At 66.7% G+C, this 17,867-nt stretch carries 15 protein-coding genes; 5 read left to right on the top strand and 10 right to left on the bottom strand.

All coding sequences use genetic code 11. The features are described from left to right. Nucleotides 1-68: 68 nt before the first annotated feature. From ACGI6K_RS04665 to ACGI6K_RS04650, 4 genes are all read left to right on the top strand, one after another. Nucleotides 69-2,660, top strand: a complete 2,592-nt coding sequence (locus ACGI6K_RS04665) for a glycosyltransferase (protein WP_376947549.1) — start codon at nucleotides 69-71, stop codon at nucleotides 2,658-2,660. Between the two features lie 127 nt (nucleotides 2,661-2,787). Beyond that, a complete protein-coding gene (dapE, locus tag ACGI6K_RS04660) occupies nucleotides 2,788-3,945 on the top strand; it encodes a succinyl-diaminopimelate desuccinylase (RefSeq protein ID WP_376947551.1) in 1,158 nt (385 codons plus the stop codon). Then, nucleotides 3,939-4,742: a putative RNA methyltransferase gene (locus ACGI6K_RS04655; RefSeq protein ID WP_376947553.1), complete on the top strand. Its 804-nt coding sequence runs from the start codon at nucleotides 3,939-3,941 to the stop codon at nucleotides 4,740-4,742. The genes dapE and ACGI6K_RS04655 overlap by 7 nt, the downstream gene beginning before the upstream one ends. A 32-nt stretch (nucleotides 4,743-4,774) precedes the next feature. Further along, nucleotides 4,775-5,149 carry a hypothetical protein gene (locus tag ACGI6K_RS04650; RefSeq protein ID WP_376947555.1) on the top strand — a complete coding sequence of 125 codons (375 nt, stop codon included), beginning with the start codon at nucleotides 4,775-4,777 and terminating at the stop codon, nucleotides 5,147-5,149. 88 nt (nucleotides 5,150-5,237) lie between these two features. Here ACGI6K_RS04650 and ACGI6K_RS04645 read toward each other — a convergent pair whose 3' ends face one another. From ACGI6K_RS04645 to ACGI6K_RS04630, 4 genes are all read right to left on the bottom strand, one after another. Beyond that, complete coding sequence (locus ACGI6K_RS04645; protein ID WP_376947557.1) at nucleotides 5,238-5,447, bottom strand: cold-shock protein; 210 nt, start codon at nucleotides 5,445-5,447, stop codon at nucleotides 5,238-5,240. 286 nt (nucleotides 5,448-5,733) lie between these two features. Beyond that, nucleotides 5,734-7,569 (bottom strand): GldG family protein, encoded by a 1,836-nt coding sequence (locus ACGI6K_RS04640; protein WP_376947559.1) that lies wholly within the window; start codon nucleotides 7,567-7,569, stop codon nucleotides 5,734-5,736. A 1-nt stretch (nucleotide 7,570) separates the two neighbouring features. Beyond that, complete coding sequence (locus ACGI6K_RS04635) at nucleotides 7,571-8,305, bottom strand: ABC transporter permease subunit (RefSeq protein ID WP_376947561.1); 735 nt, start codon at nucleotides 8,303-8,305, stop codon at nucleotides 7,571-7,573. Further along, nucleotides 8,302-9,222: an ABC transporter ATP-binding protein gene (locus tag ACGI6K_RS04630; RefSeq protein WP_376947563.1), complete on the bottom strand. Its 921-nt coding sequence runs from the start codon at nucleotides 9,220-9,222 to the stop codon at nucleotides 8,302-8,304. The genes ACGI6K_RS04635 and ACGI6K_RS04630 overlap by 4 nt, the downstream gene beginning before the upstream one ends. Before the next feature lie 326 nt (nucleotides 9,223-9,548). On the opposite strand from ACGI6K_RS04630, the gene ACGI6K_RS04625 reads away from it, so the two are divergent. Then, entirely contained in the window at nucleotides 9,549-10,226 is a 678-nt protein-coding gene (locus ACGI6K_RS04625; protein WP_376947565.1) for a DUF4197 domain-containing protein, read from the top strand. A 10-nt stretch (nucleotides 10,227-10,236) separates the two neighbouring features. On the opposite strand, the gene ACGI6K_RS04620 is transcribed toward ACGI6K_RS04625, so the two are convergent. The 6 genes from ACGI6K_RS04620 to ppc all read right to left on the bottom strand — a co-directional run bounded on the left by ACGI6K_RS04620 (nucleotide 10,237) and on the right by ppc (nucleotide 17,709). Further along, the gene (locus ACGI6K_RS04620; protein ID WP_376947567.1) at nucleotides 10,237-11,016 is read right to left on the bottom strand and encodes a class I SAM-dependent methyltransferase; all 780 of its coding nucleotides are present in this window, start codon (nucleotides 11,014-11,016) and stop codon (nucleotides 10,237-10,239) included. A 795-nt stretch (nucleotides 11,017-11,811) separates the two neighbouring features. Beyond that, entirely contained in the window at nucleotides 11,812-12,501 is a 690-nt protein-coding gene (locus ACGI6K_RS04615) for an extensin-like domain-containing protein (protein WP_376947569.1), read from the bottom strand. A gap of 37 nt (nucleotides 12,502-12,538) precedes the next feature. Continuing rightward, complete coding sequence (locus ACGI6K_RS04610; protein WP_376947571.1) at nucleotides 12,539-13,387, bottom strand: DUF72 domain-containing protein; 849 nt, start codon at nucleotides 13,385-13,387, stop codon at nucleotides 12,539-12,541. Between the two features lie 7 nt (nucleotides 13,388-13,394). Next, on the bottom strand, nucleotides 13,395-14,072 hold the full coding sequence (tsaB, locus tag ACGI6K_RS04605; RefSeq protein ID WP_376947573.1) for a tRNA (adenosine(37)-N6)-threonylcarbamoyltransferase complex dimerization subunit type 1 TsaB: 678 nt from the start codon (nucleotides 14,070-14,072) through the stop codon (nucleotides 13,395-13,397). A gap of 111 nt (nucleotides 14,073-14,183) precedes the next feature. Next, complete coding sequence (adk, locus tag ACGI6K_RS04600; RefSeq protein ID WP_376947575.1) at nucleotides 14,184-14,831, bottom strand: adenylate kinase; 648 nt, start codon at nucleotides 14,829-14,831, stop codon at nucleotides 14,184-14,186. Nucleotides 14,832-15,072: 241 nt separating this feature from the next. Continuing rightward, a complete protein-coding gene (ppc, locus tag ACGI6K_RS04595) occupies nucleotides 15,073-17,709 on the bottom strand; it encodes a phosphoenolpyruvate carboxylase (protein WP_376947577.1) in 2,637 nt (878 codons plus the stop codon). Between the last annotated feature and the right edge of the window lie 158 nt (nucleotides 17,710-17,867).

Genomic DNA, 17,867 nt, shown 5'->3' with positions numbered 1-17,867 from the left:
GCAACGTAGGATGCGTCAACGGCGTTCGCCGGCTTCTCCTGCTCCACCTCTTGGAACCTGAATCAGTCATGTCATCGCATAAATTCGGACTCAATCTGGTGGTGGTCGTAGCAGTCGCTGCGCTCTTCACCGGAATCTGGGCGCTCTACAACCTGCCGGTCACCGCGCCGGACTGGCCCGAGCAGATCTCCGGCTATTCCTTTTCCCCTTTCCGCCCCGGGCAGAATCCCCAGGAAAACCGCTACCCGAGCGACGATGAAATCCGCGCCGACCTGGAATTGCTCAGCCAGCAGACCGATAGCATCCGTACCTATTCGGTAGACGGCAGCCTGGCTGACGTGCCGCGCCTGGCCGAGGAGCTGGGCCTGCGCGTGACCCTGGGCATCTGGATCAGCCAGGACATGGAGCGCAACGAGCGGGAAATCGCCAAGGCCATCGAGCTGGCCAAGAGCTCGCGCAGCGTGGTGCGCGTGGTGGTCGGCAACGAGGCGCTGTTTCGCAACGAGATCACCGCCGGGGCGCTGATCTCCTACATCGACCGGGTCCGCGCCGCGGTCAAGGTGCCGGTGACCACTTCCGAACAGTGGCACATCTGGCAGAAATATCCCGAGCTGGGCCGCCACGTCGACCTGATCGCCGCGCACATCCTGCCCTACTGGGAATTCGTGCCGATGAAGGACTCCGTCCAGTTCACCCTCGACCGCGCCCGCGACCTGAAGAAACTGTTCCCGAGAAAGCCGCTGCTGCTCTCGGAAGTCGGCTGGCCGAGCAACGGCCGTAGCCGCGGCGGCGCCGAGGCCACCCAGATCGACCAGGCGATCTACCTGCGCACCCTGGTCAATACCCTGAACGCCCAGGGCTACAACTACTTCGTCATCGAAGCCTTCGACCAGCCTTGGAAGATCGACGACGAGGGTTCGGTCGGCGCCTACTGGGGCGTCTACAACTTCGCGCGCCAGCCCAAGTTCGCCTTCGAGGGACCGGTAGTGGCCATTCCCCAGTGGCGTCTGCTGGCGGTCGGCTCGGTGGTCCTCGCCGTACTCGCCCTGGCTCTGCTGCTGATCGACGGCAGCGCGCTGCGCCAGCGTGGACGCACCTTCCTGACCTTCGTCGCCTTCGCCTGCGGCTCGATCCTAGTGTGGATCGGCTACGACTACAGCCAGCAGTACAGCACCTGGTTCAGCCTCACCGTCGGCTTCCTGCTCGCCCTCGGTGCGCTCGGCGTGTTCATCGTGCTGCTCACCGAGGCCCACGAACTGGCCGAGACGGTATGGACGCTCAAGCGCCGCCGGCCGTTCCCGCCAGTGACCGCCGACGAAGCCTACCGGCCCAAGGTGTCGATCCACGTGCCTTGCTACAACGAACCGCCGGAGATGGTCAAGCAGACCCTCGACGCCCTCTCGCGCCTGGACTACCCGGACTTCGAGGTGCTGGTGATCGACAACAACACCAAGGACCCGGCGGTCTGGAAGCCCCTCGAGGAGCACTGTGCGCGCCTCGGCCCGCGCTTCAGGTTCTTCCACGTCGCGCCGCTGGCCGGCTTCAAGGGCGGCGCGCTGAACTACGTGCTGCAGTACACCGCGCCGGATGCCGAAGTGGTCGCGGTGATCGACTCCGACTACTGCGTCGAACGCGACTGGCTCAAGCACATGGTGCCGCACTTCGCCGACCCGAAGATCGCCGTGGTGCAGTCGCCGCAGGATTATCGCGACGACCGCGAAAGCGCTTTCAAGAAGCTCTGCTACGCCGAATACAAGGGCTTCTTCCATATCGGCATGATCACCCGCAACGACCGCGACGCGATCATCCAGCACGGCACCATGACCATGACCCGGCGTTCGGTGCTGGACGAACTGGGCTGGGCCGACTGGTGCATCACCGAGGACGCCGAGCTGGGCCTGCGGGTATTCGAGAAGGGCCTCTCGGCCGCCTATTCCGAACGCAGCTACGGCAAGGGACTGATGCCCGACACCTTCATCGACTTCAAGAAGCAGCGCTTCCGCTGGGCCTACGGCGCCATCCAGATCATGAAGCGCCACACCCGCAGCCTGCTGTGGGGCAAGGAGAGCGAGCTGACCCGCGGCCAGCGCTACCACTTCCTGGCCGGCTGGCTGCCGTGGATCGCCGACGGGCTGAACATCTTCTTCACCCTCGGCGCCCTGCTGTGGTCGGCGGCGATGATCATCGTCCCGCACCGGGTCGACCCGCCGTTGCTGATCTTCGCCATCCCGCCGCTGGCGCTGTTCTTCTTCAAGGTCGGCAAGATCCTGTTCCTCTACCGCCGCGCGGTGGGCGTCAACCTCAAGGACGCCTTCTACGCCGCGATCGCCGGCCTGGCACTGTCGCACACCATCGCCAAGGCAGTGCTCTACGGCTTCTTCACCAGCAGCATCCCGTTCTTCCGCACACCGAAGATGGCGAACAACCACGGCATCCTGGTGGCCCTGTCGGAAGCCCGCGAGGAGGTGGTGATCATGCTGGTGCTGTGGGGCGCGGCCGCCGGCATCGCCCTGGTGCAGGGCTTCCCGAGCAACGACGTGATCTTCTGGGTGGCGGTCCTGCTGATCCAGTCGCTGCCCTATCTGGCGGCGCTGATCATGGCACTGCTGTCGTCACAGCCGAAGAAGGTTCAGGAGGCCCCGCTCGTCGAAGCCGTCTGACAGGCGGTCGGCATTGCCAGACAGCGCTCCGGCAATGCCAACCCCACCTACGCCCCGAAAGCCGCTGCAGCCCCGCAGCGGCTTTTGTCTTAAAATGCCGTCCTTTTCCCGCCGCTTCGGAGCCGTGATGACCGCCACTGCCCTCTCCCCCACCTTGGCGCTCGCCTGCGAACTGATCGACCGGCCCTCGGTCACGCCGCTGGACGAGGGTTGCCAGGCGCTGATGATGGCTCGCCTGGGCGCCCTCGGCTTTGCCCTGGAACCGATGCGCATCGGAGAGGTGGAAAATTTCTGGGCCCACCGCGACGGCGGCATGGGCGAGGGGCCGGTCCTCTGCTTTGCCGGCCATACCGACGTGGTGCCGACAGGTCCGCACGAAGCCTGGCAAACCCCGCCCTTCACTGCCACCCTCGACGCCGACGGTATGCTCCGCGGGCGCGGCGCGGCGGACATGAAGGGCAGCCTGGCGGCCATGCTGGTCGCTGTGGAACGCTTCGTCGCCGACCATCCTCGCCATCGCGGGGCGATCGCCTTCCTGATCACCAGCGACGAGGAAGGCCCGGCACTGCACGGCACCCAGGCGGTAGTCGAGCGCCTGCGCGCGCGCGGCGAACGCCTGGACTGGTGCATCGTCGGCGAGCCGTCGAGCAGCGAGACGCTCGGCGACGTGGTGAAGAACGGCCGGCGCGGCTCGCTCGGCGCGACCCTGACGGTGCGCGGCAAGCAGGGTCATGTGGCCTATCCGCAACTGGCCAAAAATCCCATCCACCAGGCCGCGCCGGCGCTGGCCGAACTGGCGGCCGAGCATTGGGACGACGGCAACGCCTTCTTCCCGCCGACTAGCTTCCAGATCTCCAATATCCAGGCCGGCACCGGCGCCACCAACGTGATCCCCGGCGAGCTGCGGGTGTTGTTCAATTTCCGCTTCTCCACCGAGTCCACGGTGGAAGGCCTGCAGCGGCGCGTCGCGGCGATCCTCGACCGCCACGGCCTCGACTGGCATATCGACTGGGCGCTGTCCGGCCTGCCCTTCCTCACCGAACCGGGCGCACTGCTGGATGCCGTGTCGGCCAGCATCCGCGCGGTGACCGGCAGGGACACCACGCCCTCGACCAGCGGCGGCACCTCGGACGGCCGCTTCATCGCCACCCTGGGCACCCAGGTGGTCGAGGTCGGTCCGCTCAACGCCACCATCCATCAGGTCGACGAATGCGTGCTGGCCAGCGACCTGGAGCTGCTCACCGAAATCCACTACCAGACCCTGATGCGGCTGCTGGCATGCTGATCTGTCCGCTTTGCCGGGGCACGCTGCAGCCCGACGAGAAAGGTGCGGCCTGCCCGGCCGGCCACCGCTTCGACCGCGCCCGCCAGGGCTACCTGAATCTGCTGCCGGTGCAGCACAAGAAAAGCCGCGATCCCGGCGACAACCAGGCGATGGTTGAAGCACGCCGGCGCTTCCTGGAGGCCGGCCACTACGCCCCACTGGCCCGGCGCCTGACCGAGCTGGCTGCCGAACGCGCGCCGCGCCGCTGGCTAGACGTCGGCTGCGGCGAGGGCTATTACACGGCACAACTGGCCTCGGCTCTACACACTGCCGATGGCTACGCCCTGGATATCTCCCGCGAGGCGGTCAAGCGGGCCTGCCACAGGGCTGCGCAATTGACATGGCTGGTGGCCAGCATGGCGCGAGTACCGCTGGCCGATGCCAGTTGCGAACTGCTGGCCAGCCTGTTCAGCCCGCTTGACTGGCAGGAGGCACGGCGCCTGCTGGCTCCCGGTGGGGGCCTGCTGCGCATGGGGCCGACTCGCGAGCACCTGCTGGAGCTGCGCGGCCTGCTCTATGACGAGGTGCGCGAATACGACGACGCCAAGCACCTATCGCTGATTCCGCCCGGCATGCAGCTCGTGCACAGCGAAACGTTGAGCTACCGGCTGCGTCTGGATGCCGCCGGGGATCGCGCCGACCTCCTGGCGATGACCCCGCACGGCTGGCGCGCCAATGCCGAACGTCGCGCCGCGGTGATCGCCGCGCCTTTAGAGGTCACGATCGCCATACGCTACGATTGGATCGAACGAAATTGACGCAAGGGACTGTCGACCCTGGGGAATTCGCCATGCGCCAACCCGACATCGAAATCTATTTGAAGGACGGCGACCAGCAGGCGGTCACCGACTGGCTGAACGCCGTCATAGGGCCCTGTACGCCCTGGCGGCGCCAGGGCCAGACCTTCAAGTGCCAGGCGGCCGACGGCGTGCCCATCACCTGGCTGCCGAACGCGGTGGGCAAGTGGCACAGCCTGTTCATCGAAAGCGAGCGGACGCCCTGGGAGGACGACCTGGCCTTCGCCCGCGCCGCCTTCGCCGCGCTGGGCGTGCAGATCCGCTGCGCGCCGGGGGGCTGGCAGGAAGAGGAAAGCGTCGATGCCGCCGACCGCTGGATCAAGATCGACGATACGGGCGAACAGGAGTTCATCTGGCGGACCCACTGAGGGCCGGGGACGCCTCGGCGCCTGACGAAGCCTGGAGAGAAGCGTGGGGAAGCGGACAGGCCCGTCGCCGACGGACCTGCCGGTTGTCTTACACCTTGGAGACGTCTTCCGCCTGCAGGCCTTTCTGGCCCTGGATCACCGAGAACTCCACCTTCTGTCCCTCGGTCAAGGATCGGTGACCTTCGCCGCGGATGGCGCGGTAATGGACGAACACGTCCGGGCCGCTCTCGCGCTGAATGAATCCATAGCCTTTGGCATCATTGAACCACTTGACGGTTCCGACCTCACGATCAGCCATTACCACTCTCTCCACACATGCAATTTTTGTTCGACTTACTAGAAGCCACCATGGCCCGCGGACGTGCTCCAAACCCTCAAACATGCTCTTAGGCTTGGGTGTTGAAGGCGCATCCCTGGAAGCACCGCTTGGGCAGTATAAAGCAACCACCCAGGCAGAAAAGGACTTTTGTTGCAAGCGCAACCCCTCCAGATCAACAAATTAGTCGAAAATTCCACTATTTTCATCGATTTGGAGGTTGCTATCGGCTCCAAAATATCTTTTGGAGCCGGTCCCTGCCCTCCTCTCAGGCCCGCCGCCGGCGCCACAGCCAGACAGCCAGCGCGCCCAGGGTCAGTAGCATCGGTACCAGGGCGATGTTGAGGAACTTAAGGGTACGCCCGAGCGCCTCGATGTCGGCATTGAACTGGTAGCGCACCTCGCGAAGCTCTTTGCGAATACGCAGCTTTTCCTGGAGGAACTGCTGCACGGTGGCCTGCTGTTCGGGGTTCAGTTCCAGGGCCTTGCCCGGCTCCTCGCCCTGCTGCAGGGCAGCGAGTTGCCGCTCGGTCTGCTCCAGGCGCTGCTGCAGCACGTTTTCCTTCTCGCGAAAGCGCGCCTCCGCCTCGCGCTGCAGCGCCTCGACCACCTCGAACGGACGGCTGAAGCGGCCGCGCGAGCGCACCTCGATCAGCGCGTCGGAGCCGGCCAGGTTGTCCAGCGCGTTGATCGCGAAGCTGGCGTTGTCGGCGAACGGCTGTGGGATGCGCTGGCCAAAGAAGTCCTGTATCCGCACCCACATGCGGTCGCTGAGCAGGTCGCTGTCGGCGACCAGGATCAGATTGATGTTGTCGGCCGACTTGATACTATCCTTGCGCCCCTCGATCCCGTCCGGATAGGCCGATCTGGCCGGCCCGTCGACTCGCGCGGCAATGGTGTAACGCTCGCCGGTCGGTTGCAGATCGGCATAAAGACTCTGCGGATCATCGTCGACCGCGGCGACGCGCTCGGCGTCCAGCGGCATGGCATGGGTGGAGCTCTGGATGAGCGGCACGAAACGGGTCGAGGCGCCCTCCAGTGGATCGAGGATACCGGCGCTGGCGACGATCAGGCTCTCCAGTCCGGCGGTGGTGACGTCCTGCTGATCGAGCGCCTCGGGCGGCAGGTTCAGCCAGGTGGGATGGCGCACCGCCCGTTGTCCCTGGCCGATGCTCACGGCCATGGCATAGACACCGTCGCCGAGCACCTCGGCGGGGCGCAGGCGCACGCCCCAGGTCTTGAACAGCGGCTCCAGATCGGATGCCCGGCCAGCACCCATCTCGCCGGACAGGCTCATACCGCTGTCGATCTCGCTGAGCGGATCGACGAAGGCCAGCAGCTTGCCGCCGCGCATCACGAACTGATCGATGGCATAGAGGGTCTGCTCCGGCAACTGCTTCGGATGTACCAGCAGCAGCACCGAAACCTCTTCGGGAATCTGGTCGACGCCGGGCTCGAGGCTCTCGATGCGAAACAACTGGCGGATCTCCTCGAGCACCATCCAGGGCGCCGTCGGCTGTCCGGCGAGCATGTCGAAGCCGCCGTTCAACTGCAGCCCGGAAAGCACTCCGACGACCGGCAGGCGGGCATGCGTCAGGCCCTGCACCAGGCGGCTGATCTCGTATTCGAGAAACTCCTCCTGATCCAGCGGGAAGAACGGGATCGCCTGGGTGTTGCCCGCCGCGTTGCGTCCGGCCAGACCGAAGTAGACCTGCTCGTCGCCTTGGTTCAGCGGCACCGCCTGCAGGCCGAACTCGGCGGCGCGGTCCTCGTCCTCGGAGAACGGCTCGGGATCGACGATGTGCAGGCGCAGCTTGCCGTTCGCCACCCGCTCGTAGGCCTTGAGCATCTCCTCGACCCGCCGGGCGTAGTTGCGCAGCGGCGCCAGTTCGCGTGTGGCCTGGTCGGAGTAGAAGAAATACAGGTCCAGCGGCTGCTCCAGCCCGGCGAGAATGCGCTCGGTGCCGGCGGACAGGGTGTAGAGCTTCTGCTCAGTGAGATCCAGGCGGGCGTTGCCCGGCAACTGGCTGGAAAGAACGTTGAAGGCCAGGAACGCCGCTGCGATGAGCAGCAGCCCGACGCCCGAATAGAGGATCTTCTTCATGTCAATCGGCCTTCTTCAGATCGACCACCACCGCGGTGGCGGCCAGCCAGGCGGCGATCAGGGAGAGGAAATAGAGCAGATCGCGCAGATCGAGAACGCCCTTGCTGATCGCGTCGAAACGTACCAGGAAGCTCAACGAGGCCACCGCATCGAGCAGCCATTGCGGCGCCCAGCCGGCGAAGGCGTCGAGCACTAGCGGAAAGCCGCTGACGATGAACAGGAAACTCAGGCTGACGGCGAGGATGAAGGCGATCACCTGGTTCTTCGCCAGCGCCGACATGCACGAGCCGATCGCCAGGTAGGCACCGGCCAGCAGCCAGCTACCGAGGTAGCCGGTGAGAATCGCGCCGTTGTCCGGGTCGCCCAGGTAATTGACGGTGAGCACCATGGGGAAGGTCAGCAGCAATGCCAGGCCGGCGAACACCCAGGCGGCGAGGAACTTGCCGACGACCGCCTCGAAGCGGCCGATCGGCAGGGTCATCAGCAGCTCGATCGAGCCCGACTTACGCTCCTCGGCCCAGAGGCGCATGGCGATGGCCGGGACCAGGAACAGGTAGAGCCAGGGATGGAAATCGAAGAAAGGCGCGAGGCTCGCCTGGTTGCTCTCGAAGAAGCGGCCTAGGTAGAAGGTGAACACCCCGGAGAGAACCAGGAAGATCAGGATGAACACATAGGCCAGGGGCGTGGCGAAATAGCTGCCCAGTTCGCGCTTGAAGACCACCGGTAGCTGCCTCATGCCGCCTCCCCCCGGGTCAGGCTGCGGAACACTTCGTCGAGGCGGCCACGCTCCACGTCCAGCTCGCGCACCTGCCAGCCGCGCTGGTGGATCAGCGCATTGACCTGGGGAAAGATCACTTCCCCCGGCCTGGCCAGCACGGTGAGGCTGCCCTCGCGTGGATTGCTCTCGACTCCAGCGACGCCCGGCAGTGCCGCCAGCGCGTCCTGCTCCAGGCCCTCGCCGACCAGGGTCACCGCTTGGTGGTAACGCGAGCGGCTTTCCAGCTCCAGCGGCGTGCCGTCGGCCACCAGCCTGCCGGCGGCAATGATCAGCGCACGGCTGCACACTGCCGCCACCTCCTCGAGAATATGGGTGGAGATGACCACGATGCGGTCACGGGCCAGATCGCCGATCAACTGGCGCACCTGATGCTTCTGGTTGGGATCGAGGCCGTCGGTCGGCTCGTCGAGGATCAGCACCGGCGGCTCGTGGAGGATCGCCTGGGCCAGGCCGACCCGGCGCTTGAAGCCCTTGGAAAGGGTATCGATGCTCTGCCCGAGCACCTTCTCCAGTTCCAGCCGCTCGACCGCCGCGGCGACCCGCCGCCGCTTCTCCGCGCCACGGAAACCGCGCACCTCGGCGATGAAGCCGAGGAAGCCGGCCACGCGCATGTCGCCATAGCAGGGCGCGCCCTCGGGCAGGTAGCCGATCAGCCGCTGAGCTTGGAGGGTCTGGCGGCGGATGTCGAAGCCGAGGATGCGCGCGGTGCCGGAGGTCGGCGCGAGAAAGCCGGTGAGCATTTTCATGGTGGTGGACTTGCCGGCACCGTTGGGGCCGAGAAAGCCCAGCACCTCCCCCGGCTGGACGCGGAAGGACAGATCGTCCACCGCGGTGCGCTGCGCGAAGCGCCTGGTCAGCTTCTCTATCTCGATCATGGCCTCTCATCCGTGCAGTGAAACTTTCCCGCCGGCCGACGGCCGCAGGCGGGAAACGCCTCGTTCGATCCGTTGAAAAAGCCCGCCCTGTGCGCACGGGTCCGGCGCCGATGGCCGCGTATCGGGAGCCTTCCAACGGCCAGTGGTGAATGCCGGCGGACTATAAGGAGTCCGCTGCCAGCCTGGCAAGCCACTGCCCGGTGCCACGCTCTGCCCCCGCAAACGCTCTGCCACGCGGGCGGAAAGCCCGACTCGCGGGAGCCGGACTGTTCCACTCCGCCCACCTCGGCTAAGCTGGCCGTCCCTTTTCCGCGCGGAATGCCATGATGCGTCGAATCGCCCCGCTGCTCGCCGGCCTCGTGCTGAGTACCCACGCCTTCGCCCTCTCCCTCGCCGATCTCAGCCAGGGGGATGCCAGCGGCGGACTCAAGGACGCACTCAGCCAGGGGGCGCAACTGGCCGTACGGCAACTGGGTCAGCCCGGCGGCTTCAGCAACGATCCCGCGCTGCGCATCGAGCTGCCGGGCAGTCTGGGCAAGCTCGCCAAAACCATGAAACTGATGGGCATGGGCAGCCAGGTCGAGCAACTGGAGGCCAGCATGAACCAAGCCGCCGAGGCCGCCGTTCCCCAGGCTGGGAGCCTGTTGCTGGATGCGGTGCGCAAGATGACCGTGACCGACGCCAAGGAGATTCTCTCCGGTTCCGAGGATGCGGCCACCCGATACCTCGACCGCAGCAGCCGCGAGCAGATCCGCGCCAAGTTCCTGCCCATCGTCAAGCAGGCGACCGACCAGGTCGGCCTGGCCCGCCAGTACAACGCCTTCGCCGCCAAGGCGGCTGGCTTCGGCGCGATCGATGCGAAAAGCGCCAATCTCGAAAACTATGTCACCGAGCAGGCGCTCGACGGATTGTTCGAGGTGATCGCCGGCGAGGAAGCCAAGATCCGCGAGAACCCGACCGCCGCCGCCACCAGCCTGGCGAAGAAAGTGTTCAGCGCCTTGTAACGCACTGTGTTCAGCCCTTCAACGACTGCCGCGCATAGATATCGTAGCGGCTGGACTTGCCCTCCAGGCTGTAGCCCGGCCTCGGCCCGGCGACGCTCGGTGCCTTGCGCGGGCGTTTGACCACCACCCGGTGACTGGCCAGCGCCAGGGCAGCCTCGAGCAGGGCCGGCGCATCCAGGTCGTCGCCGACCAGCGGGCGGAACAGACGCATCTCCTTCTTCACCAGGGCGCTCTTATCGCGGTGCGGGAACATCGGATCGAGGTAGATCACCTGTGGCGGCTCGTCCGGCCACTGGCGCATTCGCGCGATGGCGTCGCCCGGTAACAGGCGCATGCGTGCGACGATGGGAACGACTTCCGGGTCCCGGACCGCACGGGCCAGGCCATCCTCGAGCAGTGCGGCGATCGGCGGCTGGCGCTCGATCAGGGTCACCTCGCAACCCAGGCAGGCGAGCACGAAGGCATCGCGCCCCAGCCCGGCGGTGGCATCGAGCACCCGAGGCCGCACGCCCGGCTGCACGCCGACCGCCTTGGCGATCATCTGTCCGCTGCCGCCGCCGAACAACCGCCGGTGCGCCGACGCGCCCTCGACGAAGTCGACCCGCACCGGCCCTGGCGCCTGCGCTCCCAGTTCGGCCAACTGCAGCCCCTGCTCGCCGAGCTGCAGGGCGAATTGCGCCTCGCCATCGAACGGCAGACCCAGGCGCCCGGCCAAAGTCTGCGCCGCCTCATGGTAAACCGCATCCAGGGCTTCGACCCGAACCCGTACCGCAGGATATTCATCAGTCATCGCAAAACGCTCGAAAAGGGGCCGCCACGGAGGCCGTCGACTCCAGGCCCGGCATTCTGCCAGAGTCGCGACCGGTTTCGGCGTCCCGGCAGACCGAACCGCGGGGCAATCGTATGAAGCGCTCGCCTGATACCAGACTGGAAAGATTGTGTGCCTAGTCGTTCCGGCCTGGTCTTCAAATCCGGTGCATCGGCTGCTTGCCGAGGGGCTGGATACCTCCTGTTTCGGCCCCCCGGCCGAGTCACTTTCTCTTGGCGCGCGCAAAGAGAAAGTAACCAAAGAGAAAGCGCGCCCGGTCATTCGGCCCCGGCTACGCCGGGGTTCCCTCGCTCCGGTGTCGCTCCGAGGGTCGTCGCACAAGGGGTATCCATGCCCCCTCGTACGACTCTCGCCGCCTCCCTGCGGCTCGCCCCTCTACGCGACGCCTGCGCTCGGCCTCCTGAACGGGAGTCGGGCTCCGGGTTGCCTGAAAGCGCTTTCGCTCTTGCGGCACGGCTTGTCAGGCAACGCCGGATGCCCCCTGCGGAATCGTCGTGGAAGGGGTCGAGCGGCAAGGATGCCGCGAGAGCCGCGATGCAGGGAGGGAACCCGGAGCGAAGCGCAGGGCCGGATGAGGGGGTGGCCTTCTTTTGGGTTACTTTTTCTTGGCCAGACAAGAAAAAGTGACTCGGCCGGGGGGCCGAAACGGGGACTGTCCGGCTACTCGGCAAGCAGCCATGCCAAGGATCACACAATCTTTCCAGTCCGGTATCGGAAAGACATTTCATGCGATTGCCCTGGACCGAACCGCCGGCCCTAACGGCAGAGCCGGCCCGGCCCCATGTCGACGTGCAGGTGATCGCGGTGCGCAGCGTTGTAATCCGGGCCCAGGGTGACGTTGAAGGAACGGCAAGCGGCATCGCGTACCAAGCGCAGAAAGCGCGCCGCCTCGTCATCGCCGCCCCAGTCGCGGGCCACGCTAATGCGCCGGCCGTCACCCAGGCGGAAACCGGCAATATCCAGGGCATTAGCGCTGGCGTGCTGGCTGCGCCTAGCACTGCGCGCGATATTGCGGCAAGCAAAGCTGCCATAGTGCTCGATGCCCACCACCGGCTGGCCGAACACCCGCCGGGCCGCCGATTGCAGGCCATGGCGCTCGAACAGGGCATAGCCGACAGCGAGCGGGCAGGTGGCGATGAAGCTGGCATTGAAAGCAACTTTGGCGGCGTGCAGACGCACGCTGTTCTCGATCGGGCAATCGGGCGCCGGCCGGCTGTCGGCCAGGACGGTATAACGCAGTGCGGAACTGGCCAGCGCCGTGGCGCAGAGCGCCGGATCGTGCCGCAGGCGCCATTGCTTGAAGGGCGTGAGCAGGTTCGGCGAATCCCGCACATCCAGCGGCACCCAGGGATTCCAGCGGGGCGGCACGGCCGGCCAGGCCTGCCAGCCCCCCCAGGCGAGCCCTGCCAGCAACGCACACACCAGGAACCTACGAACGATGGGCATGCCCTTGAGGCAACGAACAGGGAACTTGGTTGCATGCTCAGAGCAGATCGAGTTGCGAATCGTCGGCCGCCGCCGGCAACGGCGGCAGTCCCGGCAGGCGCTCCCGCAACCGTTCATGGAAGCGCCGAGCCAATTCGGGGGCCAGCAAGTTGTCCGGGGTATGCAGGAAAACGTAGGGCTGCCTGCCCTCCTCGATCCAGGCGGCGACCTTGTCCAGCCAGGGCGTCATGAAGGGATCGTTGGCGGCGAGCAGCGGATGGCCGATGAAGCGTACCTGCGGAAACGCCGTGAGGGCCGCCGGGCGCACCGGCAGGCGCGGCTTGCGCGACTGGGCATGGCGCACTGCCGGCGTGTCCTCGCAGCAACTGAAGAGCGGCCGGGAATCCAGGCACAGGCGCTCGACGTCCCGGTCGCGCAGCAGGCGATTCAGCGCCCGCTCCTCCTCGCCGCGCTGGAAGAAGGCCGGGTGGCGAACTTCCACCGCCAAAGGGCGCTCGAAACCGGCGAGAAAGTCCGCCAGCTCGCCGAGGCGCGCCGGTCCGAAGCTGGCCGGCAGTTGCAGCCAGAACGGCGTGACCCGCTCGCCCAGGGGCGCCAGCGACTCGACGAAGGCCTGGGCGGCCGGCATCTGCAGGCGCAGCTCGGCCGAATGGCTGATGTCACGCGGCAGCTTGGCGCAGAAGCGGAAATGCGCCGGCATCCGTTGCGCCCAGCGCTGCACAATCGCCACCGAAGGTCGGGCGTAGAAGGTGGTGTTGCCCTCGACCGCATTGAACACCTGGGCGTACAGCGCCAGATAGTCGGACGCCGGCGTGCCGTCCGGGTAGAGGCGGCCGCGCCAGCCCGCCTCGCTCCAGGAGGGACAGCCGAGATAATAGGGCAGCATTGCGAGCCTACCGTGCACCGCTGGGGGTGGCGACCTTGTCGCGCAGGTAGACCGGCTGCGCCTGCTCGGCCGGCACGGCCTCGCCGCGCCGCCAGGCGAAGCCGGCCAGGCTCAGCAAATCCAAAGCATCGGGCAACAGATCGGCGTCCCAGGCGGTGGGCGCGACCGGCATGCGCCCGGCGTGCGTCCAGCCGGTCCCGGCGCCGAACCAGTCGCCGCTCGCCAGGCGCGGCAGCTCGACCCGTTCCGGCGCCAGTACCGCCTCGCCGCCGACCAGACGCATCTCGCCTTCCTCCAGGCGGTAGCAGCCCCAGTAGACCTCGTCCATGCGCGCGTCGATGGCCGCCGCCACCTGATCGACTCCCCGCTCCCGGTGGGCGCGCTGGGCCAGCAGCGCCAGGTCGGAAACCGGCAACACCGGCCGCTGCAGGGCGAAGGCCAGCCCCTGAACCACGCCGACGGCGATGCGCACGCCGGTGAAGGCACCCGGTCCGCGACCGAAGGCAATAGCATCGACCGCCGACAGAGCGATGCCCGCCTCGCCCAGCAGCTCCTGAACCATGGGTAGCACGCGCTGGGCATGCAACCGCGGGATCACCGCATGGCGGCCGAACGCACAGCCCTTGTGCAGGAGGGCGACGGAGCAGGCTTCGGTGGCGGTATCCAGGGCCAGCAGAGTGGTCATCGGGTCATCCGGGAGGAGCTGAAAGGACAAGTATTATAAATCCCTGTCCTGGCGGAGAACGGAAAACGGACGGCGCGCACGAAGCGAGCCATCCAACGCGGGCACGGCGGATCAGGCCAGGGCGGCCTGCACACGGGCGGTGATCTCGCTCACCGAGCCAATGCCCTCGACGCGGGTATAGCGGGGAATGCCGGTAGTTGCGGCGAGCCTCTGGTAGAAGTCGACTAGTGGCTTGGTCTGCGAATGGTAGAGAGCCAGGCGATGGCGCACGGTCTCCTCCTTGTCGTCCTCACGCTGGATCAGATCCTCGCCGGTCTCGTCGTCCTTGCCGGCCATCTTCGGCGGGTTGTGCAAGTCGTGGTAGACGCGCCCGGAGGCCGGGTGGAGGCGGCGGCCTGCCATGCGCGAGACGATCTCCTCGTCGTCGACGGCGATTTCCAGCACGTGATCGATGCTCACGCCGGCATCTCTCAGGGCTTCGGCCTGGGGAATGGTGCGCGGGAAACCATCGAAGAGGAAACCCTGGGCGCAGTCGGGCTGGGAGATGCGTTCGCGGATCAGATCGATGATGATGTCGTCGGAAACCAGGCCGCCGCTGTCCATCACCTCCTTCACCTTGAGCCCCAGCGGGCTGCCGGCCTTGACCGCGGCACGCAGCATGTCGCCGGTGGAAATCTGCGGAATGCCGAACCTCTCGGTAATGAAGCGGGCCTGGGTACCTTTGCCGGCACCGGGCGCCCCCAACAGAATCACGCGCATCGATGTAGCTCCTTGAATGATTGTTAAAAGCTTCGAATTGTCTCGGATCGACTTTCCGAACAACAAACCTGGCGCCATCGGGCAGCCAAAAGGCGCACAAGATACACAGCCGACCTCGGGGTGCACAAGCCAGCCAAAAATGCAGCGAACTTGACATGAACAACAGAAAAAAAACCGGCGAAAGGCACTGCAAGGCACCCGTCCTGGGAGCGATGCCGGCAAGCCCCCCGCCGACCGTTCGTCAGCCGGTGTTGCGCAGACCGGCCGCGATGCCCGCCACGCTCACCAGCAATGCCTGCTCCAGAGGGCTGCCGGTCTGCTCCTGGTGCAGACGGTAGCGGGCCAGCAGTTCGACTTGCAGCAGATGCAGAGGGTCCAGGTAAGTATTGCGCACGCTGAAGGCGGCACGAACCCCGGGATTGTGGCCAAGCAGGCGATCCTGCTCCGTCAATTCAAGCACGGCGTCGCAGGCCTGCGACAACAGGCCGCGCAGTTGCTGCCCCAGGGGAAGCAGGTCCGGCTCCACCAGCCGCTCGTCGTACAGTTGGGCGATGGCGGCATCCGATTTAGCCAGGACCATTTCCAGCATGTCGATGCGCGTGCCGAAGAACGGCCAATGCCGGCTCATCCGCCTGAGCAGTTCGCCCTCGCCGCGCGCCAGGGCATTGCCCAGAGCCGTCTCCCAGCCCAGCCAGGCCGGCAGCATCAGGCGCGTCTGGGTCCAGGCGAAGATCCAGGGAATCGCCCGCAGGCTCTCGATCCCGCCGGCCCGCCGCTTGGCCGGGCGGCTGCCCAGCGGCAGGCGGCTGAGTTCCTGCTCAGGCGTGGCCTGGCGAAAATATTCGACGAACTGCGGATGCTCGCGCACCACGCCGCGATAGGCGGCCAGCCCTTCGGCGGCCAAGCGGTCCATCAGTTCGCGCCAGGCCGGCTCCGGCGCCGGCGGCGGCAACAGGGTGGCCTCGAGGACGGCGGACAGATAGAGATTCAGGCTCTGCACGGCGGTGTCCGGCAGGCCGAACTTGAAGCGGATCATCTCGCCCTGTTCGGTGGTGCGAAAGCGTCCGGGCACCGAGCCCGGCGGCTGGGAGAGGATCGCCGCATGGGCCGGACCGCCGCCACGACCAACGGTACCGCCGCGACCATGGAACAGCAGCAGTTCGACGCCTTGCCGCCGGCAGACCTCCACCAGGCCCTCCTGGGCGCGGTACTGTGCCCAGGCGGCAGCCGTGGTACCGCCGTCCTTGGCCGAGTCGGAATAGCCGATCATCACCTCCTGGGGACCGTGCAGGCGGGCGCGGTAGCCCGGCAGCAGCAGGAGCCGCTCCACTGTCGGCGCGGCGTTGTCCAGGTCGGCCAGGGTTTCGAACAGCGGTACCACGCGCATCGGCCGCTGCAGGCCGCACTCCTTGAGCAGCAGTTGCACGGCCAGCACGTCGGAAGGCGCCGCGGCCATGGAGATAACGTAGGAGCCCAGCGAGGCCGCCGGGGCCTGCGCCACCTCGTGGCAGGTGGCGAGGACCTCGGCGGTTTCCGCGGAGGCAGGAAAATGCACCGGCAACAGCGGCCGGCGGCTGTCCAGCTCGCGCATCAGAAAGGCGGTACGGGTTTCCTCGTCCCAGTCGGCGTAGCGGCCAAGACCTAGGTATTCGGTGATCTCGCTGAGCGCCGCGGCATGCCGGGCGGCATCCTGGCGGATGTCCAGGCGCACCAGGAACAGGCCGAAGGTGGCCGCCCGACGCAGGCTGTCGAGCAGCGGACCGTCGGCGATCAGCCCCATGCCGCAGGCATGCAGCGAGCGGTAGCAGAGCTCCAGCGGCTGCAAAAGCTCGCGGTTATTCTGCAGCACCGCCGGCGAACGCACGGCTTCGCCGTGCAGGGCCGCTGCGGCCCAGTCGCGGGTGGCGAACAGGCGCTCACGCAGTTGCTTGAGCAGAACCCGGTAGGGTTCGTCGACCTTGCCGGTTCGGGCGAGCAGCTCGCTGCTCGCCTCCTGCATGGATAACTCGGCGGCCAGTTGCTCGACGTCGCGTAGATAGAGGTCGGCAGCCTCCCAGCGCGCCAGCAGCAGCACTTCGCGGGTGACCGCGGCGGTGACATTGGGGTTGCCGTCGCGATCACCGCCCATCCAGGACGAGAAGCGGATCGGCGCCGCCTCCAGCGGCAGGTGCAGACCGGTGGCCTCGTGCAGCGTGCGGTCGACGCCACGCAGGAAAGCCGGCACGGCCTGCCAGAGGGAATGCTCGATCACCGAAAAGCCCCATTTGGCCTCGTCCACCGGGGTCGGCCGGCTGCGGCGGATCTCGTCGGTGTGCCAGGCCTCGGCGATCAGCCGGCGCAGGCGCTCGTGCACCACCTCGCGCTCGGCCGGCAGCAGATCGCCATGATCCAGCACGGCCAGTTCGGTGGCGATCGCCTCGTACTTGCGGATCAGGGTACGGCGCGTCACCTCGGTGGGATGGGCAGTGAGCACCAAGTCGATCTCCAGGCGCCCGAGCTGGCGGGCCAATGCGTCTGCGGCATGGCCACCAGCCAGCAGCCGCTCGAGCAGTTCGGGCAGGGCGCGCACCGCGAAGGGCGGCGGCTCCTCGGGAGCGCGGCGGCGGATCTCGTGGTACTGCTCGGCGATATTGGCCAAGTTGAGGAACTGGTTGAAGGCCCGCGCCACCGGCTGCAGCTCGTCCTCCCGCAGCTCTCCCAGGGTACGGGTCAACTGCTCGGCGCCCTCCTCCGAACCCAGGCGTCCCGTCTTGGCCCCCAGGCGAATGCGCTCGATCTTGTCGAAGAAGACCTCACCGCACTGAGCATGGATATATTCGCCAAGCAATTCGCCGAGCAGACGGACGTCCTCGCGCAGGCGGGCGTCGATTTCCTCCATTGAGAACCTCCAGGAGCAGTTCGGGGATATCCAGCCGACCGGACTTCCGATGTCCATCCGTCGCACCGGATCACTTGCCGTAGAGTGCCCAGCATACCGATTTCTGACAAGGGGGAAGCGCTGCTGGGCTAGTCTGAAGTCGATACTCGAGCACGACT

Source organism: Azorhizophilus paspali, assembly GCF_043587585.2.
Classification (GTDB): Bacteria; Pseudomonadota; Gammaproteobacteria; order Pseudomonadales; family Pseudomonadaceae; genus Azotobacter; species Azotobacter paspali.
Note: the sequence above shows the minus strand (reverse complement) of the source record. Positions and strands in the feature narration are given on the sequence as shown.